We start from the raw sequence: 19091 nt of genomic DNA, 5'->3' as shown, positions 1-19091 counted from the left end.
CGAAATGAAGCGTTCGCCCGGTGAGGAGCCGCTGAACCCATGACCCGGCCACCGGTGCCGCTCACCGCTGCCCAGCAGCAGGAGCTCGTCCAGCAAATCGGCCAAGCGGCCGCGTCCGCGCTGCCCGCGGGCTGGCAACAGTTGCAGGTCGTCTGCCGCGCCGCGGGACGGCACGTCGAAGTCGACGTCGCCGCGCTCGCCCCGGACAACCGGACCTACCCGGTCCAGCCGCATCCGGAGCTGCCACGCCTGTTCGGCGTGCTGCGCACCGGGATGTACCAGCCGGGCCGCGGCACATGGCTGACCGCGACCTTGGTGTTTTCGCCGCAGCAGCCGCCGTTCACGGACTACCAGCCGGACGTCGAACCGCGCTGGCGACAGTTGCCTCCGCCGATCGGCTTCCAGGACGAGCTGCGCTTTTTCCCGCGCGAGGACCGCTTCGTGCCGCCGTGGTTGCGACAGCGAGCTGGTGCGACTCCGCCCGCCGCTGCTCCCGGACAGCCGGTTCCGCCGCCCGTTCCTGCCGCGGGTCCCGCAGTGCCGCCGCCGTTGCCGGGTGCCGAGAATCCGCCTGCTGTTCCTCCTGCGCAGGCCACTGAGCAACCGGTTCCCGCACTCCCCGTGGACGAACCCGCCTCTCCGCCGCCGCTGCCGGGCACCGAAAACCCACCCGCCGCTCCTCCCGCACAGGCCACTGAACAACCGGTTCCCGCGCTCCCCGTGGACGAGCCCAGCTCGCCTCCGCCATCGCCTGCCACTCCGCCGCCGCTGCCCGACCTGGAGCAGGCCGCGTCGGCGTCGGCTGGTGACGAGGCGCAGTCCGAGCCGAGCGAGGTCGCGGCGGCGACTACTGCTTCCGCAGAAGCACAGCCGACCGAGGCGGAAACCGTTGCGTCCGAAGAGGATTCAGCGAGTCCGGCAGTCGAGCTGCGTACGCCCCGGGTCTACGACGGGCTCGACGAAGCGGGGAATCCGGTCGTCGAACGGGAAGCGCTGTCGGCGGAGGAGCGCGAGCGAGTTCTCGCCTATCTCGACAGCGCGCCGGTCATCCTGGCGTCGCGCAGCAAGGACACCGACGCCTTCGATCGGTCGCGCACGGACGCTGTTCCGCTGAACTTCCGGACCGACGGCAGCTGGGTGTGGCCCGGCGCGGTCGCCTATTACCTGCGCGAGCATGGGATTTCGCCGGATCCGGAGCTGCTCGAGCACATCCGGGCGGCCGGATATGCCGCACCTGAGGTGGACGAAGCGACGCAGGAACGGATGCTCGCGGCGCTGACCACCATGCCCGCCGAGGAAAGCCGTCCCAGCGAACCGGCTCCGAGGGATCCAGAGCAGTTGCTGGGCGAGATCTCGACGGCCCTCGTCGCCGCGGCTCCGCAGGGATGGCAGCAGATCGTCTTCGACTTCATGACGCTGGGCAGGCACGCGAACCTCGCCTGCGGCGCGCGGATGGCAGACGGGAGCACGCAACAGGTTCCCGTCGCGCGAGAACTGTCGAAGCCGTTGGCTGAACTGCGGCGCGCGAAGTACGTCCAAGGACGGGGCACCTGGTACACGCTCTCGCTGGTCATCGACCCGCCGTCGAACTACCTGGCCAGCTTCGACGAGGACGACGAACCGGCCTTCCACACGCCGCCCCGGCCCGAGGATTACGCACTGGACCAGGAACTTTACCCGCGTGAAGAGGATTATCTCCCGCTGTGGTTCAGCGCCCGGCTGCCGGAAAGTCCACAGTAGACTGTTCAGCTGACGATCGTGAACCCCGCGTCGGCGAGGGCGGCCTCGACGTCCTTGCAGTGTTCCGGGCCGCGGGTTTCGAGGGCGAGGGCGACGTCGACCTCGCCGAGGGCAAGGCTGCCGGAGATGCGGGAGTGCTCGACGTCGAGGACGTTCGCGCCGAGGTCCTTCACGCAGGACAGCACGGAAACCAGCGAGCCCGGCCGGTCCGGAACGCGCAGGTGCAGCTTCAGGTAGCGCCCGCCCGCGGTCATGCCGTGCTGGATGATCTGCTGCAGCAGCACGGGATCCACGTTGCCGCCGGAGAGGATCGCCACCACCGGCGGCTCAAAAGCGCCGGGATGCTGCAGAAGCGCGGCCATCGAAGCGGCGCCGGCCGGTTCCACGACGAGTTTCCGCCGCTCCAGGCACAGCAGTACCGCGCGGGACAAGGATTCCTCGCTGACCGTCACGACGTCGTCGACCAAAGACTCGACGTGCGCGTAGCTGACCTTGCCCGGCTCGCCGACCGCGATCCCGTCCGCCATCGTGTGCACCTCGCGCAGCCGGACCGGCGCGCCCGCCGTCAGCGAGGACGGATACGCCGCGGCGTCCTCGGCCTGCACGCCGATCACCCGGATCTCCGGATGCAGCGCCTTGACCGCCGCCGCGACCCCGCCGACCAGCCCGCCGCCGCCGGTCGGGACGAGGATCGTTTTCGCGCCCGGGACCTGCTCGAGGATCTCCAGTCCGACGGTGCCCTGGCCGGCGATGACGTCGGCGTGGTCGAACGGATGGATGAAGACCGCACCGGTGCGTTCCGAGAACGCGATGGCTTCGGCGAGGGTTTCGTCGACGACCGCGCCGTGAAGGTGGACCTCCGCACCGTAACCGCGGGTCGCGGCGAGTTTCGGGAGCGGAGCGCGCAGCGGCATGAAGACGGTCGAGGAAATGCCGAGCAGCGAAGAGGCCAGCGCGACCCCCTGCGCGTGGTTGCCGGCACTGGCCGCGACGACGCCGCGCGCACGTTCCTCGGCGGTCAGGCCGTGAATGCGGGTGTAGGCGCCGCGGATCTTGAAGGAACCGGTGCGCTGCAGGTTCTCGCACTTGAGATACACCGGGCCGCCGTGCAGCCGGCGCAGGTCGCGGGCGTGCTCCATCGGCGTGACGCGGGTGATGCCCTCGAGAAGCTTGCGAGCTTCCTGGATGCGCTCGACGCTGACCAGTTCCATGGCGCCGATGATGCCACCGACGGACGGCCGGGGTGCGCCGCCCGCCGGACCGGTACCCTGATTACGGCAGCCACACATGATCAGGGAGTGCGACCATGGCACGCGCGCAGCACGGGACCACCCCCCGGGCCAAGTCCCGCACCGGTCTGCTGCCGCTCGCCGCGGGCATCCTGTCCGCCGTGGCCCTCACCGGAGCCGCCTTCGCAACCGTCGAAGCGGCCGGCTGCGGGGGCCCCGCCCAGTACATCCGGCACGACAACCACGTCGAACTGGTCGGCGGTTGCGTCAACGGCACCGACCTCCCGGCCACGACCGGGACCCGGCAGGCCAATGCGCTGCCGGAGAACAGCAAGCCCTGACCGACTGGGTTGCGGCCGGGCTGCGGCTGGGCTGAGGCCGGGCCTGAGCTTGGGCGGCATGGGTTTGGCGAGGCTGGCGAGGCTGGGAATGGTCCGCCGGAGTGGCGGATTATGCGTGATTCGACGCGGCTTAACCAAGCCAAGCGAGGCAGCCCAGGGCCACGCAGCAGGCGACTTCGACGAAGACGGCCGCCCCCTTGGCTCTGAACTGGCTCTCACCCTGGCAGTTTCAGCGATGGCAGAGGTCAGACCTGTGCCGCCGGGCAAGCCCTGACCACCTGGCTCGGCCGAACTCCAGCTGAGTTGAGCCGCTCGGGTTGGGGTGGCACGGGTTTCTCTGGGTTCGCCAGCCGAGACGGGAACGTGGCTCGCCGAGCGGCAATGTTTCCCCGGGTTCGCCAGGCGAGACGGGGACGCGGTTCGCCGAGCGGCGATAGTTTCCCCGGGCTCGCCAGCCGAGACGGGTGTTCGCCGGGTGGCAGATTATGCGGGATTAGATGCACCGGCCAGCCGGGGATCACGCGAAACGCAATCGCCTCAGCGCCCGTCTCATCACAGATTCGCGCTCCGAGGCAAGCCGGTCACGACGACCCACCGATTCAGCTCGGAGGCCGGACTCGGCTCGGGGCACAGCCAAGAACGGGGCACCGGAAACCCAGTGCCCCGTCGAGGTGCCCCGTCAAGCCGAGATCAGCCCAGCGCCTGCGTAAGGTCCGCCACCAGGTCGCGTCCGTCCTCGATGCCCACCGACAACCGGATCAGGTCTTCTGGGACTTCCAGCGTCGAGCCTGCCGTCGAAGCATGCGTCATCTTGCCCGGGTGTTCGATCAGGCTCTCGATGCCGCCGAGCGACTCCGCCAGTACGAACAGCTTCGTGCGGGACGCGACTTCCAGCGCCGCTGCCTCGCCGCCCGTCACGCGGAACGACACCATTCCTCCGAAGCGGCGCATCTGCTTCGCGGCTACTTCGTGGCCGGGGTGTTCCGGCAGTCCGGGGTAGTAGACCTTGGTGACCTTCGGGTGCTTCGCCAGCGTGCGGGCGACCAGGTCGGCGTTGTCGCTGTGCCGTTCCATCCGCAGGGCCAGCGTCTTGAGACCGCGCAGGGTCAGCCACGCGTCGAACGGGCCGGGGACGGCGCCCGCGGCGTTGCGCAGGTAGAAGAGTTGCTCGCGCAGTTCGTCCTCGTTCGTGACGACCGCGCCGCCGACTACGTCGGAGTGGCCGCCGAGGTACTTCGTGGTGGAGTGCACCACGATGTCCGCGCCTAGGGCCAGCGGGGTCTGCAGGTACGGCGTGGCGAAGGTGTTGTCCACGACCAGGCGCGCGCCCGCGTCGTGCGCGGCACCGGCCAGTGCGGCGATGTCGGCGACGCCCAGCAGCGGGTTGGTCGGCGACTCGCACCAGATCAGCTTGGTTTCCGGGCGCATCGCGGCCCGTACCTCGTCGATGCGGCTGAGGTCGGCGACCGTGTGCTCGACGCCCCACAGGCTGAGCACCTTGTCGATCAGCCGGAACGTGCCGCCGTACGCGTCGTTGCCCAGGACCAGGTGGTCGCCGGGGCGCAGGACCGTGCGCAGCACCGCGTCGGACGCGGCCATTCCGGACGCGAACGCCAGCGTGTGCCGGGCGCCCTCGAGCGAGGCGAGGGCTTCCTCCAGCGCGGTCCGCGTGGGGTTCGCGGTGCGCGAGTATTCGTAGCCGCCCTCGCGGGTGCCGCCCACGCCGTCCTGCGCGTACGTGGACGTTTGGTAAATCGGCACGATGACGGCACCCGTGCGGGGATCGGGCTGCTGCCCGGCGTGGATCGCGCGTGTTTCAAAACCCAGGACGGAGTAGTCGTCGGCCATGGTTCCCAGGGTACGGGCCACCCCCGACAATCCCATCAGCTGGGAGGCAACTCACCATGCGGGAGAGGCTGCCGGTACAAACCCGCACCGGCAGCCCCGCGGTCACCAGCCCTGCGGAGCCGGGTAGCCGCCCTGGACCGGTGCGTCCGGGCGGTAGTTGACCCATTCCGCGGTCGGCTTCACGATCGCCAGCACCAGGGTCGCGACCGGCGGGATCAGCCCGATCAGGGCACCGCCGATGCCCGCGCCCAGCACCTGGGCGCTGCCCTTGTATCCAGCGGTCGCGACGCCGGCGAGAACGACGCTCAAGATCGTGTACGCGATCACCAGCCCGCAGCCGATGATCGTGCACAGCCGGGCGGCCGGCTTGTGCAGGAACAGGCCGATGCCGCCGAAGAACAGCAGGCCGACGAGCACCGCGTTCACCACGATCGACGCGTACAGCTGCCACAGCGTGATGTGGATGGCAGACAGCGCCACCACGGCGAGGATGATCGAGATGATCGCGAAAATGCCGCCGATGATCGCGAGGATCCCGGCGATGATCGCGGTCGCGCCGTTCGGCTTCTGCTGGTAGACGCCAGGTCCGCCCGGGTACCCCGGATACGGCTGACCCGCGGCGGGCGGGGCGAACGGCTGCTGCGGGGCGCCCGGGTACGGCTGGGCCGGCGTCGGCTGGCTCGCCGGGTACGGCTGCCCGGGGAACGGGCCGCTCTGCGGGTTCTGCGGCTGGCCCTGCGGGTTCTGGGGGTAAGTCACGGGGAGTCCTCGGTGCATCTGGTCCCGCCGGGCGGCGGGCGGAGTGCTTGTATCGTGCCAGCTCCGTCCCGTTTTCGGGGAGGATTTACCACTGTCGCGAGGGTGACGAAGCAGGCACCACGGGTGCGCGGTAGCGCAGGTAGCCAAAGGTCCGCGGCAGTCCGGCCAGCACGAGCACCAGCAGCACCGCCGCCGCCAGCGTGACGCGGTCCAGCGCGGCGAAATTCTCGAACCGCAGCAGGGTCCGGAAGTACTGGGCGTACCCCGGGGAACCGCTCAGCGCCGGTTCCAGCAGCAGCGCGCCGAGTGCGAGCAACGCGCCCGCGATCAGCAGCACCGCACCGGCTGTCGCGCGGAAAAAGGTCGCGATCGCGCCGATCAGCAAGACCAGCGAAGCGGCGAGATACGCGCCGAGATCGGCGAGGGTCAGCGGCGAGAGATCGCCGAGGCTGAATCCGGACGGAATGTCGAGGAACAGTCTTGCCGGGAGATAGCCTGCCGTCGCGGCGGCGACGAGACCGAACAGCCCGGCCGCGATCGCGGTGCTCCCCTTCGGGCGGTGCGGAACCGGTTCCGCGAGGGAGGATTCCCGTTCCCGCTGCCGTGCCGGAAGTGCGTGCAGGCCGCTCACGGCAGGTCCCCCTCGGGCTGGGAAGGCGATTCGGACGGCGCCCACCCTAGCCCGGAAACGCACCGTTGGGGACCGGCGCGAGCGCATGTGCGCCGCAATTCCCCCGGCTGCCGGAATCGCCGGGAAAAGGCCACCAGCTCCGCGCGAACCCCGCGAAAAACGGACTGGGAACGACGAAGGGCGCCGCCGTCGGGAGACGGAGGCGCCCTTCGCGGAGATTCAGCGAGTCACCACTGCTGCGGCGGCTGCTGGCCCGGCTGGCCGTAGCCCGGAGGGGGCTGCTGCCCGCCCGGCGGCGGGTACTGGCCCGGCTGGCCGAAACCGCCCGGCTGCTGCGGCGGCTGGCCGTAGCCCGGCTGCTGGCCCGGCTGGCCGTAACCGGGAGGCGGCTGCTGCCCGAAGCCCGGCTGCGGGTTCGCGCCGCTGCCCGGGTTCGGACCGCCCGGCTGCGGGAAGCCCCCGCTGTTCGGGTTCGGACCACCAGGCGGCGGGAAACCGCCGGACTGCGGCTGGCCGAAGCCCTGCGGAGCGCCGCCGCCGAAACCGCCCGGCTGCTGCGGTCCGCCAGGACCGCCCTGGCCGCCCGAGGACGAACCGAGGCCGACGTACTGCGAGGTCGCCGGGATGATCGCGACCACGCCGATGATCAGGATGATGATGCCCAGGATCAGCGTCAGCATGCCGCCGCCGCTCGTGGCGCTGGAACTCGCGCCGCCGTACTTGTCGGCGAAGGAGCTGCTGACCGAGGTCCCGGACTTCGCCAGGATCGAGAACAGCAGCAACAGCACGCCGCCGACGAGCACGCCGATCGGGGCGAGCTTGCGCATCACGGCCGCGCGCGAGGCGAGAGCCAGCGCGACGCCGCCAGCCAGCGCGATCACCGCGCCGACCAGGATCATGATCACGTAGAACAGCAGCGTGCCCGGCGAGGCGAGACCGGCCTCGTCGAACAGCTTCTGGTACCGGCTCGAGCTCTCGTACAGCTTCGAGTAGTCGCTGGTGTCGCTCATGTAGCTGAACGACACGATCAGCGCGATCAGGCCGAGCACCGCGGTGACGCCGCCGGCGATGTAGCCGTACAGCGCGTTCCCGCCGCCCGCCGACGGCGCGGCGGACGCGCCGAACGGGGCGGGCTGGCCGAAGCCCGGCTGACCCGGCTGCCCGGGCTGGCCGAACGCACCCTGCGGCGGGGCGCCGAAGCCGCCCTGGTCGAACCCGCCCGGCTGGCCGAAGCCCTGCGGCGGCTGACCCGGTTGTCCAGGCTGACCCGGCTGTCCCGGGTGCCCGGGCTGACCCGGCTGGCCGAAGCCCTGCGGGGCGCCGAACCCGGCGACCGCGGCCGGGTTGTCCGCCGCGCTCGGCGGCGGGGCGTACGGGATGTTCTGCGGCTGCTGGCTCGGCGGCACCAGCTGCGTCGACTCGGCGTTGCCCTCGGCGCTCACGGGGTTGACCACCTGCGTGGCGTTCGAGTCAGCCGGCTGTCCCGGCTGCACGACCTGCGTCGGTTCCGGGGTGTCGCCGAAGGTGCCGCCGCCCTGAGCGGGCTGCTGCGGCTGGCCCGGCTGGACCACCTGGGTCGGCTCCGACGCGCCGAAGGGACTGTCCTGCTGCGGTGTAGGACCACTCGACGGGCCCTGCGGCGGCTGCTGGCCGCCGTCCCAGGGCTGGTTCGGTGGCTGCGGAGCACTCATGTGGGTCTTGAACCCCCTTGACGAGGACGCGAAAAAGTTCTATTCGGCCGTAACGCTATCGGATGCCCGGCCAGGACGCGCGCAGACGCCCCGGCCGGCGTCGGTGAGCTTGTGCCTATCTGCCCGCGAGGAACGCGAGCAGATCGTGCCTGGTGACGACGCCCGCCGGCTTGCCGTCGATCAGCACCAGCGCGCCGTCGGCCCCTTCGAGCGCCTTCATCGCGGCGCTCACCTGCTCGCCCGCGCCGATCGTGGGCAGCGGCGGCGACATGTGCGTCTCCAGCCGGTCGGCCATGTGGGCCTTGCCGGTGAACAGCGCATCGAGCAGGTCTCGCTCGTTGACCGCGCCGACCACCTCGGCGGCCATCACCGGCGGTTCGGCGCTGACCACGGGCATCTGGCTCACGCCGAATTCCGCCAGGATGGCGACCGCTTCGGCGACCGTCTCGTTCGGGTGCGAGTGCACGAGGCTGGGCAGCGCGCCGGACTTGCGGGTGAGCACGTCGCCGACGGTCGCGCCGGAGGAATCCGGCGGCAGGAAGCCGTAGGACGACATCCAGGCGTCGTTGAACACCTTGGTGAGGTAGCCGCGGCCGCCGTCGGGCAGCAGCACGACCACGACGTCGTCCTCGGTCAGCCCCTCGGCCAGCTTCAGCGCGGCGGCCACGGCCATCCCGCACGAACCGCCGACGAGCAGGCCTTCCTCGGTCGCGAGCCGGCGCGTGATCTCGAACGAGTGCGCGTCGCTGATCGGGATGATCTGGTCGGCGACGTTCCGGTCGTAGGTCTCCGGCCAGAAGTCCTCGCCGACGCCCTCGACCAGGTACGGCCGTCCGGTGCCGCCGGAGTACACCGAGCCCTCGGGATCAGCCCCGACGACCTGGACGCGGCCGTCGCTGACCTCCTTCAGGTACTTGCCGGTGCCGGAGATCGTGCCGCCGGTGCCGACGCCCGCGACGAAGTGGGTGATCTTGCCGTCGGTCTGCCGCCAGAGCTCCGGGCCGGTGGAGTGGTAGTGGCTGGCCGGGTTCTCCGGGTTGGCGTACTGGTTGGGCTTCCAGGCGCCCTCGATCTCGCGCACGAGCCGGTCGGACACGTTGTAGTACGAGTCGGGGTGCTCGGGCGCGACCGCGGTGGGGCACACGACGACGCGCGCGCCGTACGCGCGCAGCACGTTGCGTTTGTCCTCGCTCACCTTGTCCGGGCAGACGAACACGCACTGGTAGCCCTTGCGCTGGGCGACCATGGCCAGCCCGACCCCGGTGTTGCCCGAGGTGGGCTCCACGATCGTGCCGCCTGGGCGCAGTTCTCCGGAGGCCTCGGCGGCCTCGATCATCCGCAGCGCGATCCGGTCCTTCACGCTGCCGCCCGGGTTGACGTACTCGACCTTGGCGAGCACGAGCGGCTTGAGCCCCCGCGTAAGCGAATTCAGCTTGACCAGCGGGGTGTTGCCCACGAGGTCCACGATGTGTTCTGCGTACTCCACGGCGACCAGCCTAAACAGCCGGGCCCCGGACCGGCCAGCGCGGGATCGGCGGGCGGTCTCCGGGTGCGCGTCGGGGCCACGGGCGACGCCAGGCGAGGTCGGGCCTCCCCGGCGCGGACCTCAGGCAGCCACCAAGCCGCGCGTCGACACCGGGGCGGGCCCGAGGGCCGCCGCACGCCGATCCGTGATCCCGTCCCGGAGATCCGTCCCGGCCCGCAATGCCGCGCAGTAACGCTTGAGGGCCATCATGACCGGTTCACCTCCTAATCAGGGATCATCTTCTTCTTGTTGACTCTTCACCGATCCTAGTGGTTCCGCGGTTATTTCGAAACACCCGATGGAACCAGCCGGAGCCAGCCGTCGTCGCCGGGTTCTTCGGTCCAGCCAGGCGGCCAGGTCCGTTTGTAGCCGGGCTTCGCGAGCGCGCCGGCCAGCCCGGCTTCCGAGTGCGTCCCGAATTCCGCGTGCTTCTCGAACTGCGCGCCGCGGAATACGTCGTCTCCACCGCCGAGGACCGTGCCGCGGAAGTCCGCGCGTTCGCGGAACACCGCTTCGTGGAAATCGGCTTTGCTGCGGAATTCGGTGCCGCGGAAGGTCGCGAATTCCTCGAATTTGGTCTGGTAGCACACGATGGAACGGATTCTGCAGTGCGTGAGGGTCAGCGCGACGAGCCTGGCCCCGGAGAAGTCGAGGTCGATGTCCGGCCAGTACGACCCGTTCGGCTCCTCGCCGCCGCCCGGACGCAGGTGCAGCATCAGGATCCGCTGCGCGGCCTTGCGGACCTGCACCTCTTCGTCCGTGCCGTCCAACGGCATCCGCAGGTACGCGCAGAGCACGTTGACGATGGTCTGCCGCTGGTCAGCGTGGCTTTGCGCGAGCCGTTCGAGCGCGTACAGCCCGGCCAGCCGGACCGGGGCCTTGTCGCTGCCGAGCTGGTCGGCGGCCTTGCCGTACATGTCGGTGATCCGGCGCTCGGTCGCGTCGTGGTCCTTCTGTTCCAGGTCCAGTTCCGCGGACCGCTGCCGCCGCGCGGCGAGCAGGAGCGCGGCCGCGCCGCCGGTCCCGACGACGATGCTCGAGGCCGTGCGCAGCGCGTCGAGCCGCGACGAATCGGCCGGGGTGCCGCCGCCGAGCAGCCACAGCAGCAACGCCGCCGCGACGGCCGCGAGCAGCACGATGCCCGTCCCCCACCACGCGATCGTGCGGGTGGACAACACCCGGTTGCGCTCGGTCACGGCGGAAATCCTCCCACGGGAGCAAGGTGGTGCATGTCGCCTTCGGCTTTCGGACGGACGCCGGACGCGGCAAGATGGTGAGCAACCGCTTAGTGCCGCCGACCCGAGGATGTGTCAGTCATGCCCGAAGCCGTCATCGTCTCCACCGCCCGTTCCCCGATCGGCCGCGCCGGGAAGGGCTCGCTGGTGGGGATGCGCCCCGACGACCTTGCCGTGCAGATGGTGCGCGCGGCGCTGGACAAGGTGCCCCAGCTCGACCCCGCCGACATCGACGACCTGATGCTCGGCTGCGGTCTGCCCGGCGGCGAGTCCGGCTTCAACATGGGCCGCGCGGTGGCCGTCGAACTCGGCTACGACCACCTGCCCGGCTGCACCATCACCCGGTACTGCTCCTCCAGCTTGCAGACCACCCGGATGGCGCTGCACGCGATCAAGGCGGGCGAGGGCGACGTCTTCATCTCGGCGGGCGTCGAGGCCGTGTCGCGGTTCGCGAAGGGCAGCTCCGACTCCTGGCCGGACACGCACAACCCGCTGTTCGCCGACGCCGAGGCGCGCACCCAGGCCACCGCCGAGTCCGGCGCGGACAGCTGGCAGGACCCGCGCGAGAACGGGCAGCTCCCCGACGTCTACATCGCGATGGGCCAGACCGCGGAGAACCTCGCGCGGCTCAAGGGCGTCACCCGCGAGGAGATGGACGAGTTCGGCGTGCGGTCGCAGAACCTCGCCGAGAAGGCCATCGCGGACGGCTTCTGGGCCAAGGACATCACGCCGGTCACGCTGCCGGACGGCACGGTCGTGTCGAAGGACGACGGGCCGCGTGCGGGCGTCACGCTCGAGGGCGTGTCCGGGCTGAAGCCGGTCTTCCGCCCCGACGGCCGGATCACCGCGGGCAACTGCTGCCCGCTCAACGACGGTGCGGCGGCTGTCGTGATCATGTCCGACACGAAGGCGCGCGAACTGGGCCTGACGCCGCTGGCGCGCGTCGTGTCCACCGGCGTCACCGGCCTGTCGCCGGAGATCATGGGCTACGGCCCGGTCGAGGCGTCGAAGCAGGCGCTGTCCCGCGCCGGTCTGTCCATTTCGGACATCGACCTGGTCGAGATCAACGAGGCGTTCGCCGCGCAGGTCATCCCGTCCTACCGCGACCTCGGCATCGACCTCGACCGGCTGAACGTCAACGGCGGCGCGATCGCGGTCGGCCACCCGTTCGGCATGACCGGTGCGCGGATCACCTCGACGCTGATCAACTCCCTGCAGCATCACGACAAGCAGTTCGGCCTCGAGACGATGTGCGTCGGCGGCGGGCAGGGCATGGCGATGGTGCTGGAGCGGCTTTCCTGAATCCGCGGGCCAACCTGCCTCAGCTCCCGGGAAAAGTCCGTGAGGGGAACCCTGAGGGAATCAGATTCCCTCAGGGTTCCCCTCACGTACCTCGGGGGCGCATTTCCGCCTGAGCGACGCAAAAGGGGCCGTCCGCGGGGGTTCGCGGACGGCCCTTTTCGATGTGCGGGTCAGTGCATCAGCACCGGCGGAGCGACGTCGTCGGAGCCCGTCGCCTCGGGCACCACGCGCTTCTTCGGCAGGAAGAACGCGGGCACCAGGCACAGCGCCAGCAGGATCGTGCCCCACAGGAACGTCGTCGCGAACGACTCGCCCGCGAGGCCGGCCGCGGCGTCGTGCGTGGCCGGGTTCATCGTCGCCGCGGTGGCGACCAGCTGGCCCTGGCTCGTCGGGACGCCGAACTTCCCGGCGAGCAGCGCCGCCAGGATGATCGACATCACCGCGGACCCGATCGCGCCCGCGGTCTGCTGAAGGATGTTCGTCGCGGTCGAGGCCTTCGCCATGTCCTTGGACTGCAACGTCTGCAGCGCGGCCGAGGTGATCGGCATCATCGTGCAGCCCATGCCGATGCCCATCACGAACAGCGCGGCCAGCAGCTGCCAGTACGGGGTGGTCGCGGTGACCTGCGTGAACACCACCATGCCCAGTGCGATGAAGACCAGGCCGGGCACCACGATCCGGCGCGGGGCGATCTTGTCCGCCAGCCGTCCGGTGATCGGCATCGCCAGCATCGCGCCAAGGCCCTGCGGGGCCAGCAGAAGACCCGCGTGCAGCGCGCTCTCGCCGCGCACCAGCACGAAATACGTGGGCAGCAACAGCATCGCGCCGAAGAATCCGACGCAGAACACCGCCATCGTGATCATCGCGACCGAGAACGACCGGTTGCGGAACAGCTTCAGGTCGATCAGCGGATGCTCCATGGTCCGCGCCCGCAGCACGAACGCGACCAGCAGCACGATCCCGGCCAGCGCGGGCAGCCACACCTCGAGCGCGCCGACGGTGCCGGTGGACGGAATCCGCGAAACACCGAAGATCAGCGCGGCCAGGCCGGGCGACACCATCAGCATGCCGAGGAAGTCGAACCGGTTGCCCGGCTCCGGGTTGTCCTTCGGCAGCAGCCGCAGCGCGAGCACGAAGGCGATCAGTCCGATCGGGACGTTGATGTAGAAGATCCAGCGCCAGCTCACCGAGTCGACCAGCCAGCCGCCGAGAATCGGGCCGCAGATCGGGCCGAGCAGCATCGGCACGCCCAGCACGGCCATGACCCGGCCGATCCGCTGCGGACCAGCCGCGCGGGTCAGGATCGTCATGCCCGCGGGCATCAGCATGCCGCCGCCGAGGCCCTGCACGACGCGGAACGCGATCAGCGATTCGACGTTCCAGGCGAGCCCGGCCAGCATCGAGCCGATCAGGAAGGTGCCGATCGCGAGCAGGTACAGCCGCTTCGTGCCGAACCGGTCGGACGCCCATCCGGTGACCGGGATGACCGTCGCCAGGGCCAGCATGTAGCCGGTGGCGACCCACTGGATGGTGTCGAAGGACGTGGCGAACTGGATGGTGAGCTTCTGGAGTGCGACGTTGACCACAGTGGTGTCGAGGATCGCCATGATGGCGCCGAGCACCACCACGGAAGCGACCTTCAGCACTCCCCGGTCGAGTTTGTCACCGGCATCCGGCGCGGCCGGAGTCGCGGGTGCGGACATGCGGAACCCCATCTGTTAGTGGTGATGCGCAAGCCCGCGACGCGACAATACGACGGCGGTTCCCCCTTGCGCGCGCTCCAGACTAGCCGAGCGGCAAGCGGCGACGCAGTCTTTTTCGCTGCCGGGCGAAATGCGTGGGGACTTTTCGCGCAGTCACGATGACCTGCGAAAAGTCCCCGATCGGCTCAGCAGATACTGTCCGTGCGCACAGGGTTGCCCAAACCGAACAACGGCCGCAGTTTCAGCCCGATCCAGGTGCCGAAAAGCGCGAACGCGCCCCACAGCCAGCCGTGCAGGCTGCCGACGGAGATTCCGCCGAGGTACGCGCCGATATTGCAGCCGTTCGCCAGTCGCGCGCCGATGCCCATGAGGATTCCGCCGAGGATCGCGGCGACCGCGGTGCGCCACGGGATCGAGCTGTGGATCTTCCACGCGCCCGCGGCCGCGGCGGCGACGAACGCGCCGATCATGATGCCGATGTCGGTGAGGCTCGTCTTGTCCTGCCAGATCGGCTTGGACAGAGACGTCGCGTTCGCCTTCAGCTGCCAGAACTCCCACTGCTCCGGGTGCAGTCCGAACACCTGGAGAATTTTCGCGCCCCACAGGCTGAACGCGCTCGTGACGCCCCAGATGCCGCCGGAAACCAGGTACACCGCGCCGGCCAGCACGCCGAGCACGACCGCGCCGGCGAGGATCGGCCAGGAGCCGCGGAAGATCCGGGCGAACCCGCGCGCGGTCGGCACGGTGTCGACCGGCGGCGGCACGCGGCGCTTCTGCACCACGCGGGTCGCGAGGACGATCGCGGCGAGCACCGCGATCGTGATCGCCCACGAACCGAACCAGCCGACGTGGTCCGACAGCAGGAACCCGGACAGTTGCGGCCAGCCGGTGAACAGCGGATAGCCCCAGGTGTAGAGGACCGAACCGGTGATGAAACCGCCGAGGGTCAGCACGATCGTCGACTGCCCGGCGCCGACCGCGAACAGCGTCCCGGACGCGCACGCACCGCCGAGTTGCATGCCGATCGCGAACAACGTGGCCCCGACGAACAACGCGAGCCCGATCGGCCCGACGTTCGTCACCGGCACCGGTTTGCTGCCGAAGAGGCCCGCGCCGGTGCCGCAGATGAGTGCGATGAGCGTCGCGGCGGTGCCGAGCAGGAGGGTGTGCGCACGGAGGCCCTGGCCGTTGCCGACGGCGATCAGCTGCCGCCACGCGGACGTGAACCCGAAGCGGGAGTGGAAAAGCGCGAGGCCGAGCGCCAGCCCCAGCACGAGCAGGACCCCGAACTTCGCGCCGTGCGCGGCCCAGACGTAGGCGGTCAGCCCGACCGCGAGCACCGCGGCGACGGCCAGCGGGACGACCTTGACCGGGTCCTCCGGTTTAGGCGCCGGAGCCGCGCACGAGGTGGGGAAGTCGAGAAGTTTTCGCTCGTCGACAGGGGAATCGGTGGTCGCCACCACGTCTCCTGAGGGGGTCGGGGATGCACGGAGCCCGCCCGGCGGGGGGGGCGGCGATCCACGTTAGGTCCCGGTGAGCCCCGGACGCAGCCTGTCTCACGGAGTGCGACGAACGGCCGAAACCGGGCGTCCGGACGGCCCCTTTGTACCGCCCGTCAGCTCTTGATGCAGATGGCTTCCTCCGGGTCGGAGTACCAGCGGACGGTGGTCGAACCGCTGCCCTCGCACGCCGAACGGTCCTTCGCGCCGGGCACCAGCTTGACGATCTCCGCGTTCTTCTGCGGGTCGGTGCACGGCACCTTCTGGTACGTCGTGCTGGCGGTCTGGAGCCCGGCGAGGCAATCCCCTTGCTGCACGTTGGGGATGAGGCAGAGCACGCGGTGGTTCTTGCCGCCGGTGGTGTAGCGGTAGTAGTCGCCGCGCGGGCAGGTGCCGCTCCGGTTGGCGCGCGCGACCGCGACCTTGACGTTCGCCCCGGGATCGGCGCAGTCGACGGTTTTCGTCGTCGTGGTCGAGCCGGACTTCTCGATGTGCATGCAGTCGCTGGCGTGGGTGTTGCTGGTCGAGTTGCCGAACTTGAGGAAGCCGATGACGACCCCCGCCGCCACGATCACCACCGCTACGGCGACCAGCACGACTGTCCTGGTCGGGAAGTTTCGCTTCGGGCTCTGCTGGGGCGGCATCCCGCCCGGACCGTAGTGCTGCTGGAACGGCGACTGGCCCTGCTGTCCGTAGCCCTGCTGTCCGTAGCCCTGCTGTCCGTAGCCCTGCTGCGGTCCGTGCCCGTGCGGGGGAACGCTCACGTGATGCCTCGCAAACCCGAAAGAAAGATTCCGACCGGGCACATCCAACACGACGGCCTCGGGGACGCGCAGAGCTTCCCGGCAGAAAAACAGAAAAGGCGCTCCGCGTAACGCGGAGCGCCCCTTCCCGGGAAACCTGTGCGACGGCTAGTCGCGCAGGTAAGACAGCAGACGCAGGATCTCGAGGTACAGCCACACCAGCGTGGTCATCAGGCCGAACGCGGCGTACCAGGCCCACTTCGACGGCATGCCGGCGCGGATCATCTTGTCGGCCTGGTCGAAGTCGAGCAGGAAGCTGAACGCGGCGATGCCGATGACCACCAGGCTGAAGACGATGGCGAGCGGGCTGCCGTCGCGCAGCGGGTTGAAGCCGAAGAACAGCGCGGTGACCAGGTTGACCAGCATCAGGATGGCGACGCCTGCGACCGCGCCGACGATCCACTTGGTCAGCTTCGGCGTGACCTTCACCGCGCCGGTCTTGTAGACGACCAGCATCGCGACGAACACGCCCGCGGTGCCGATGAGCGCCTGCAGGGCGATGCCCGGCAGGAACACCTCGAACAACCCGCTGAGCGCACCGAGGAACAGGCCCTCGGCGCCGGAGTAGACGAGCGTGAGCGGACCGCTCGGCTTCTGCTTGAAGATGATCACCAGCGACACGACGAGGCCCACCACGAGCCCGCCGATCAGCGCGCCGAGGAGCGGGCCGCTCGGCGAAAGCCTGCCGAGGGAGTCGCGCACGAGCTGGGACTGCGCCCAGATCGCGGTGAGCACGCCGACGACGAGCGCGACGCCGAGCGACATGCCGGTCTTGATGACGACGTCGTCGACCGTCATCGGACGGTCGGCGGAGGCGGTGCCCATCTGGCCAGGGCCGTAACCCGGGACGCCGCCTTGGCCCTGCGGCTGGCCGTAGGGCTGGTCGAAGCCGACGTTCGGCCCGTACTGCCCGGTCGCGGCCGCGCCGCGCGGGAGATTGCGGAACGCCGGGTTGCTGCTGGAACGCACCTGTCCTCCTGGACTTTATGGCACCTTGCATCGGGTTCAACGACCGCGGCGGCTCGCTGGTTCCCGTTCGGGTAAAGCAGATTTTACTCATCACCCGCACGGGTGGGGCCACCCCCGTTACGGCCACCGTAGGCGATGAAGGTCACGACCGTTCACCGCAGGTCACCCGATGGTCTCTAGACAACTCCCCCGCTGACCCGCGAACCTTCACATCGCGTGTCCGGGAAGTGACCGAACGCGTGTCGGGGAGTTGTTCGATCAGGTGAACTGCGAGGACGCCGTTCAGGCGTCGGCAGGCACGTCGAAGGAGCCAACACACCATGGGGTGGATCTCACGCCCGCGCGCTCGCTGGCGCGCGGCCACCGGGCTGGTCGCGACCGCACTGCTCGGCGCACTCTCCGTAACCGCGATCGGGGCGACCCCGGCCTCGGCGGCCGCCGTCACCGGCCACGGCCGAAACATCGAGCACAAAGAGTCAGACGGCGTCACATACAAGGACTGGCTCGGCTCCTACAAGGTGGGCGGCAAGGACGTTTTCTGCGTCAGCTTCCACCTGAAGGCACCGGACAGCGACGAGGAGTACCAACCAGGTCAAGATCTGCTGACGAAGTGGGGCAAGCCGTTGGAGCCCGACATCGCAGGCAACATCTCCTACCTGCTGTTGCGTTACGGCAACACCTCCGATGACGACGAGGCAGCCGCGCTCGCTCATCTGCTGCACTCGTGGACCGCCAAAACGCAGACGCCCGGCGACACGGACTTCGGCACGCCCCCGAACAAGGCGGCCTATCCCGAGGACAAATACTTCAAGCTCCTCACCCCGGAAGCCGCCAAGGACGTGGCCAAGATGAAGGCCGAGGCCGAGGCGAACCGCGGCCCGTGGACCGCGTCGGTCACCGCGCCGAAGGGCGATCAGCACCTCGGCCAGCCCGCGACCTGGACGGTCACGGTGAAGAACTCCAAGGGCAAGGGCATCCCGGACGTTCCGGTGAAGCTGGCCGCCACCGACGGAACCATCGGCCAAGCGGACAAGCAGGCAGACACGGAGAAGGCGTCCGATTCTTCGGCGGGCAACTCCGCGCCTCAGGCCGCACAGAAAGACACGACTCTGAAGACCGATGCGAACGGCACGGTCACGGTGAAGGTCACGCCGACCGGCGACCAGCCGAAGCTCGTCGCCTCGTTGTCCGCGCCCGCGGACAAGCCGACCGTGCAGAACCCGGTCAACACCAAGGACGGGATCCAGAGCGTCGTCGGCACCGGCGGCGAGAAGCAACTGACCGCCCAAGGCGCCGTTGCGGTAGCGAAGCCGGGCAAGGTGCAGGTCACCAAGACCGACGCCAAGACCGGCAAGGGCATCGGCGGCGCGACGCTGCGGGTCACCGGCAAGGACCGCAAGACCGCGGCCACCGGCCAGGACGGCAAGCCGCTGAACGGGCCCGACGGACAGCCCGCCGTGGTCACCACCAGCGGCGAGAACGGCACCGCGACCGTCGAGAATCTGCTGGCCCCGCAGGAGATCTGCGTGGTCGAGGTGAACGCGCCGCCGGGCTACACCAACGCGTTCGACCCGAACAATCCCCCCGCCGCGTGCGGATCGCTGACGCCGGGCGGCACACTCGCGCTGACTGTGGCCAACACGCCGAACGAAGTGCCGCACGCGATTCCCGCCGGCGACCTGCCGGTGACGATGGCCAAGGGCACTGTCGAGACGAGCTTCTCCACCGCTGGCATCGCGGGTCTCGCCGCGCTGGTGCTCGTCGGTTCGGGGCTGGTCGGGTTCGCCGCTCGGCGGTCGGCGCGGCGGTAAGCGAA

The 19091-nt window shown here is 69.8% G+C and carries 15 protein-coding genes; 4 read left to right on the top strand and 11 right to left on the bottom strand.

Annotation, left to right across the window (positions count from 1 at the left end):
* Positions 1–39: 39 nt before the first annotated feature.
* Complete coding sequence (locus FKO37_RS47520; protein ID WP_308196520.1) at positions 40–1740, top strand: hypothetical protein; 1701 nt, start codon at positions 40–42, stop codon at positions 1738–1740.
* A 5-nt stretch (positions 1741–1745) separates the two neighbouring features.
* On the opposite strand, the gene ilvA is transcribed toward FKO37_RS47520, so the two are convergent.
* Positions 1746–2951, bottom strand: coding sequence for a threonine ammonia-lyase (gene ilvA / locus FKO37_RS09770; protein WP_037816730.1), 1206 nt, complete (start codon positions 2949–2951; stop codon positions 1746–1748).
* A gap of 95 nt (positions 2952–3046) precedes the next feature.
* On the opposite strand from ilvA, the gene FKO37_RS09765 reads away from it, so the two are divergent.
* Positions 3047–3310, top strand: a complete 264-nt coding sequence (locus FKO37_RS09765) for a hypothetical protein (protein ID WP_037816731.1) — start codon at positions 3047–3049, stop codon at positions 3308–3310.
* 690 nt (positions 3311–4000) lie between these two features.
* On the opposite strand, the gene FKO37_RS09760 is transcribed toward FKO37_RS09765, so the two are convergent.
* The 6 genes from FKO37_RS09760 to FKO37_RS09735 all read right to left on the bottom strand — a co-directional run bounded on the left by FKO37_RS09760 (position 4001) and on the right by FKO37_RS09735 (position 10960).
* Complete coding sequence (locus FKO37_RS09760; RefSeq protein ID WP_238604284.1) at positions 4001–5158, bottom strand: cystathionine gamma-synthase; 1158 nt, start codon at positions 5156–5158, stop codon at positions 4001–4003.
* 102 nt (positions 5159–5260) lie between these two features.
* Positions 5261–5917, bottom strand: a complete 657-nt coding sequence (locus FKO37_RS09755) for a hypothetical protein (RefSeq protein WP_037816736.1) — start codon at positions 5915–5917, stop codon at positions 5261–5263.
* 85 nt (positions 5918–6002) lie between these two features.
* Positions 6003–6548, bottom strand: a complete 546-nt coding sequence (locus FKO37_RS09750; RefSeq protein WP_199817904.1) for a hypothetical protein — start codon at positions 6546–6548, stop codon at positions 6003–6005.
* Between the two features lie 227 nt (positions 6549–6775).
* A complete protein-coding gene (locus tag FKO37_RS09745; RefSeq protein ID WP_238604283.1) occupies positions 6776–8239 on the bottom strand; it encodes a hypothetical protein in 1464 nt (487 codons plus the stop codon).
* 115 nt (positions 8240–8354) lie between these two features.
* The gene (locus FKO37_RS09740) at positions 8355–9725 is read right to left on the bottom strand and encodes a cystathionine beta-synthase (RefSeq protein WP_037816738.1); all 1371 of its coding nucleotides are present in this window, start codon (positions 9723–9725) and stop codon (positions 8355–8357) included.
* 320 nt (positions 9726–10045) lie between these two features.
* Entirely contained in the window at positions 10046–10960 is a 915-nt protein-coding gene (locus FKO37_RS09735; RefSeq protein WP_238604282.1) for a pentapeptide repeat-containing protein, read from the bottom strand.
* A 120-nt stretch (positions 10961–11080) separates the two neighbouring features.
* Here FKO37_RS09735 and FKO37_RS09730 point away from each other — a divergent pair, with 120 nt between their 5' ends.
* Positions 11081–12301 carry an acetyl-CoA C-acetyltransferase gene (locus FKO37_RS09730; RefSeq protein WP_037816740.1) on the top strand — a complete coding sequence of 407 codons (1221 nt, stop codon included), beginning with the start codon at positions 11081–11083 and terminating at the stop codon, positions 12299–12301.
* A 170-nt stretch (positions 12302–12471) separates the two neighbouring features.
* Here the strand turns inward: FKO37_RS09730 and FKO37_RS09725 are convergent, their stop codons facing one another.
* From FKO37_RS09725 to FKO37_RS09710, 4 genes are all read right to left on the bottom strand, one after another.
* The gene (locus FKO37_RS09725; RefSeq protein ID WP_134733396.1) at positions 12472–14004 is read right to left on the bottom strand and encodes a DHA2 family efflux MFS transporter permease subunit; all 1533 of its coding nucleotides are present in this window, start codon (positions 14002–14004) and stop codon (positions 12472–12474) included.
* A gap of 185 nt (positions 14005–14189) precedes the next feature.
* Positions 14190–15467 carry a YeeE/YedE family protein gene (locus FKO37_RS09720; RefSeq protein ID WP_374204238.1) on the bottom strand — a complete coding sequence of 426 codons (1278 nt, stop codon included), beginning with the start codon at positions 15465–15467 and terminating at the stop codon, positions 14190–14192.
* 152 nt (positions 15468–15619) lie between these two features.
* Positions 15620–16267, bottom strand: a complete 648-nt coding sequence (locus FKO37_RS09715) for a hypothetical protein (protein ID WP_238604280.1) — start codon at positions 16265–16267, stop codon at positions 15620–15622.
* Positions 16268–16414: 147 nt separating this feature from the next.
* Positions 16415–17275 (bottom strand): Bax inhibitor-1/YccA family protein, encoded by an 861-nt coding sequence (locus tag FKO37_RS09710; protein WP_037816748.1) that lies wholly within the window; start codon positions 17273–17275, stop codon positions 16415–16417.
* A 320-nt stretch (positions 17276–17595) separates the two neighbouring features.
* Here FKO37_RS09710 and FKO37_RS09705 point away from each other — a divergent pair, with 320 nt between their 5' ends.
* Positions 17596–19086, top strand: a complete 1491-nt coding sequence (locus FKO37_RS09705; protein WP_037816750.1) for a collagen binding domain-containing protein — start codon at positions 17596–17598, stop codon at positions 19084–19086.
* The last annotated feature ends 5 nt before the right edge of the window (positions 19087–19091 follow it).

The sequence above is a fragment of the Amycolatopsis sp. Poz14 genome, assembly GCF_006704225.1.
In the GTDB taxonomy this organism is placed as follows: domain Bacteria; phylum Actinomycetota; class Actinomycetes; order Mycobacteriales; family Pseudonocardiaceae; genus Amycolatopsis; species Amycolatopsis nivea.
Note: the sequence above shows the minus strand (reverse complement) of the source record. Positions and strands in the feature narration are given on the sequence as shown.

What these genes read in the sequence shown, in the direction of transcription:
- FKO37_RS09745 (WP_238604283.1), bottom strand. Translation starts at nt 8,239, where the DNA reads ATGAGTGCTCCGCAGCCACCGAACCAGCCCTGGGACGGCGGCCAGCAG.
- FKO37_RS09765 (WP_037816731.1), top strand. Translation starts at nt 3,047, where the DNA reads ATGGCACGCGCGCAGCACGGGACCACCCCCCGGGCCAAGTCCCGCACC.
- FKO37_RS09760 (WP_238604284.1), bottom strand. Translation starts at nt 5,158, where the DNA reads ATGGCCGACGACTACTCCGTCCTGGGTTTTGAAACACGCGCGATCCAC.
- ilvA (WP_037816730.1), bottom strand. Translation starts at nt 2,951, where the DNA reads ATGGAACTGGTCAGCGTCGAGCGCATCCAGGAAGCTCGCAAGCTTCTC.
- FKO37_RS09725 (WP_134733396.1), bottom strand. Translation starts at nt 14,004, where the DNA reads ATGTCCGCACCCGCGACTCCGGCCGCGCCGGATGCCGGTGACAAACTC.
- FKO37_RS09730 (WP_037816740.1), top strand. Translation starts at nt 11,081, where the DNA reads ATGCCCGAAGCCGTCATCGTCTCCACCGCCCGTTCCCCGATCGGCCGC.
- FKO37_RS09705 (WP_037816750.1), top strand. Translation starts at nt 17,596, where the DNA reads ATGGGGTGGATCTCACGCCCGCGCGCTCGCTGGCGCGCGGCCACCGGG.
- FKO37_RS47520 (WP_308196520.1), top strand. Translation starts at nt 40, where the DNA reads ATGACCCGGCCACCGGTGCCGCTCACCGCTGCCCAGCAGCAGGAGCTC.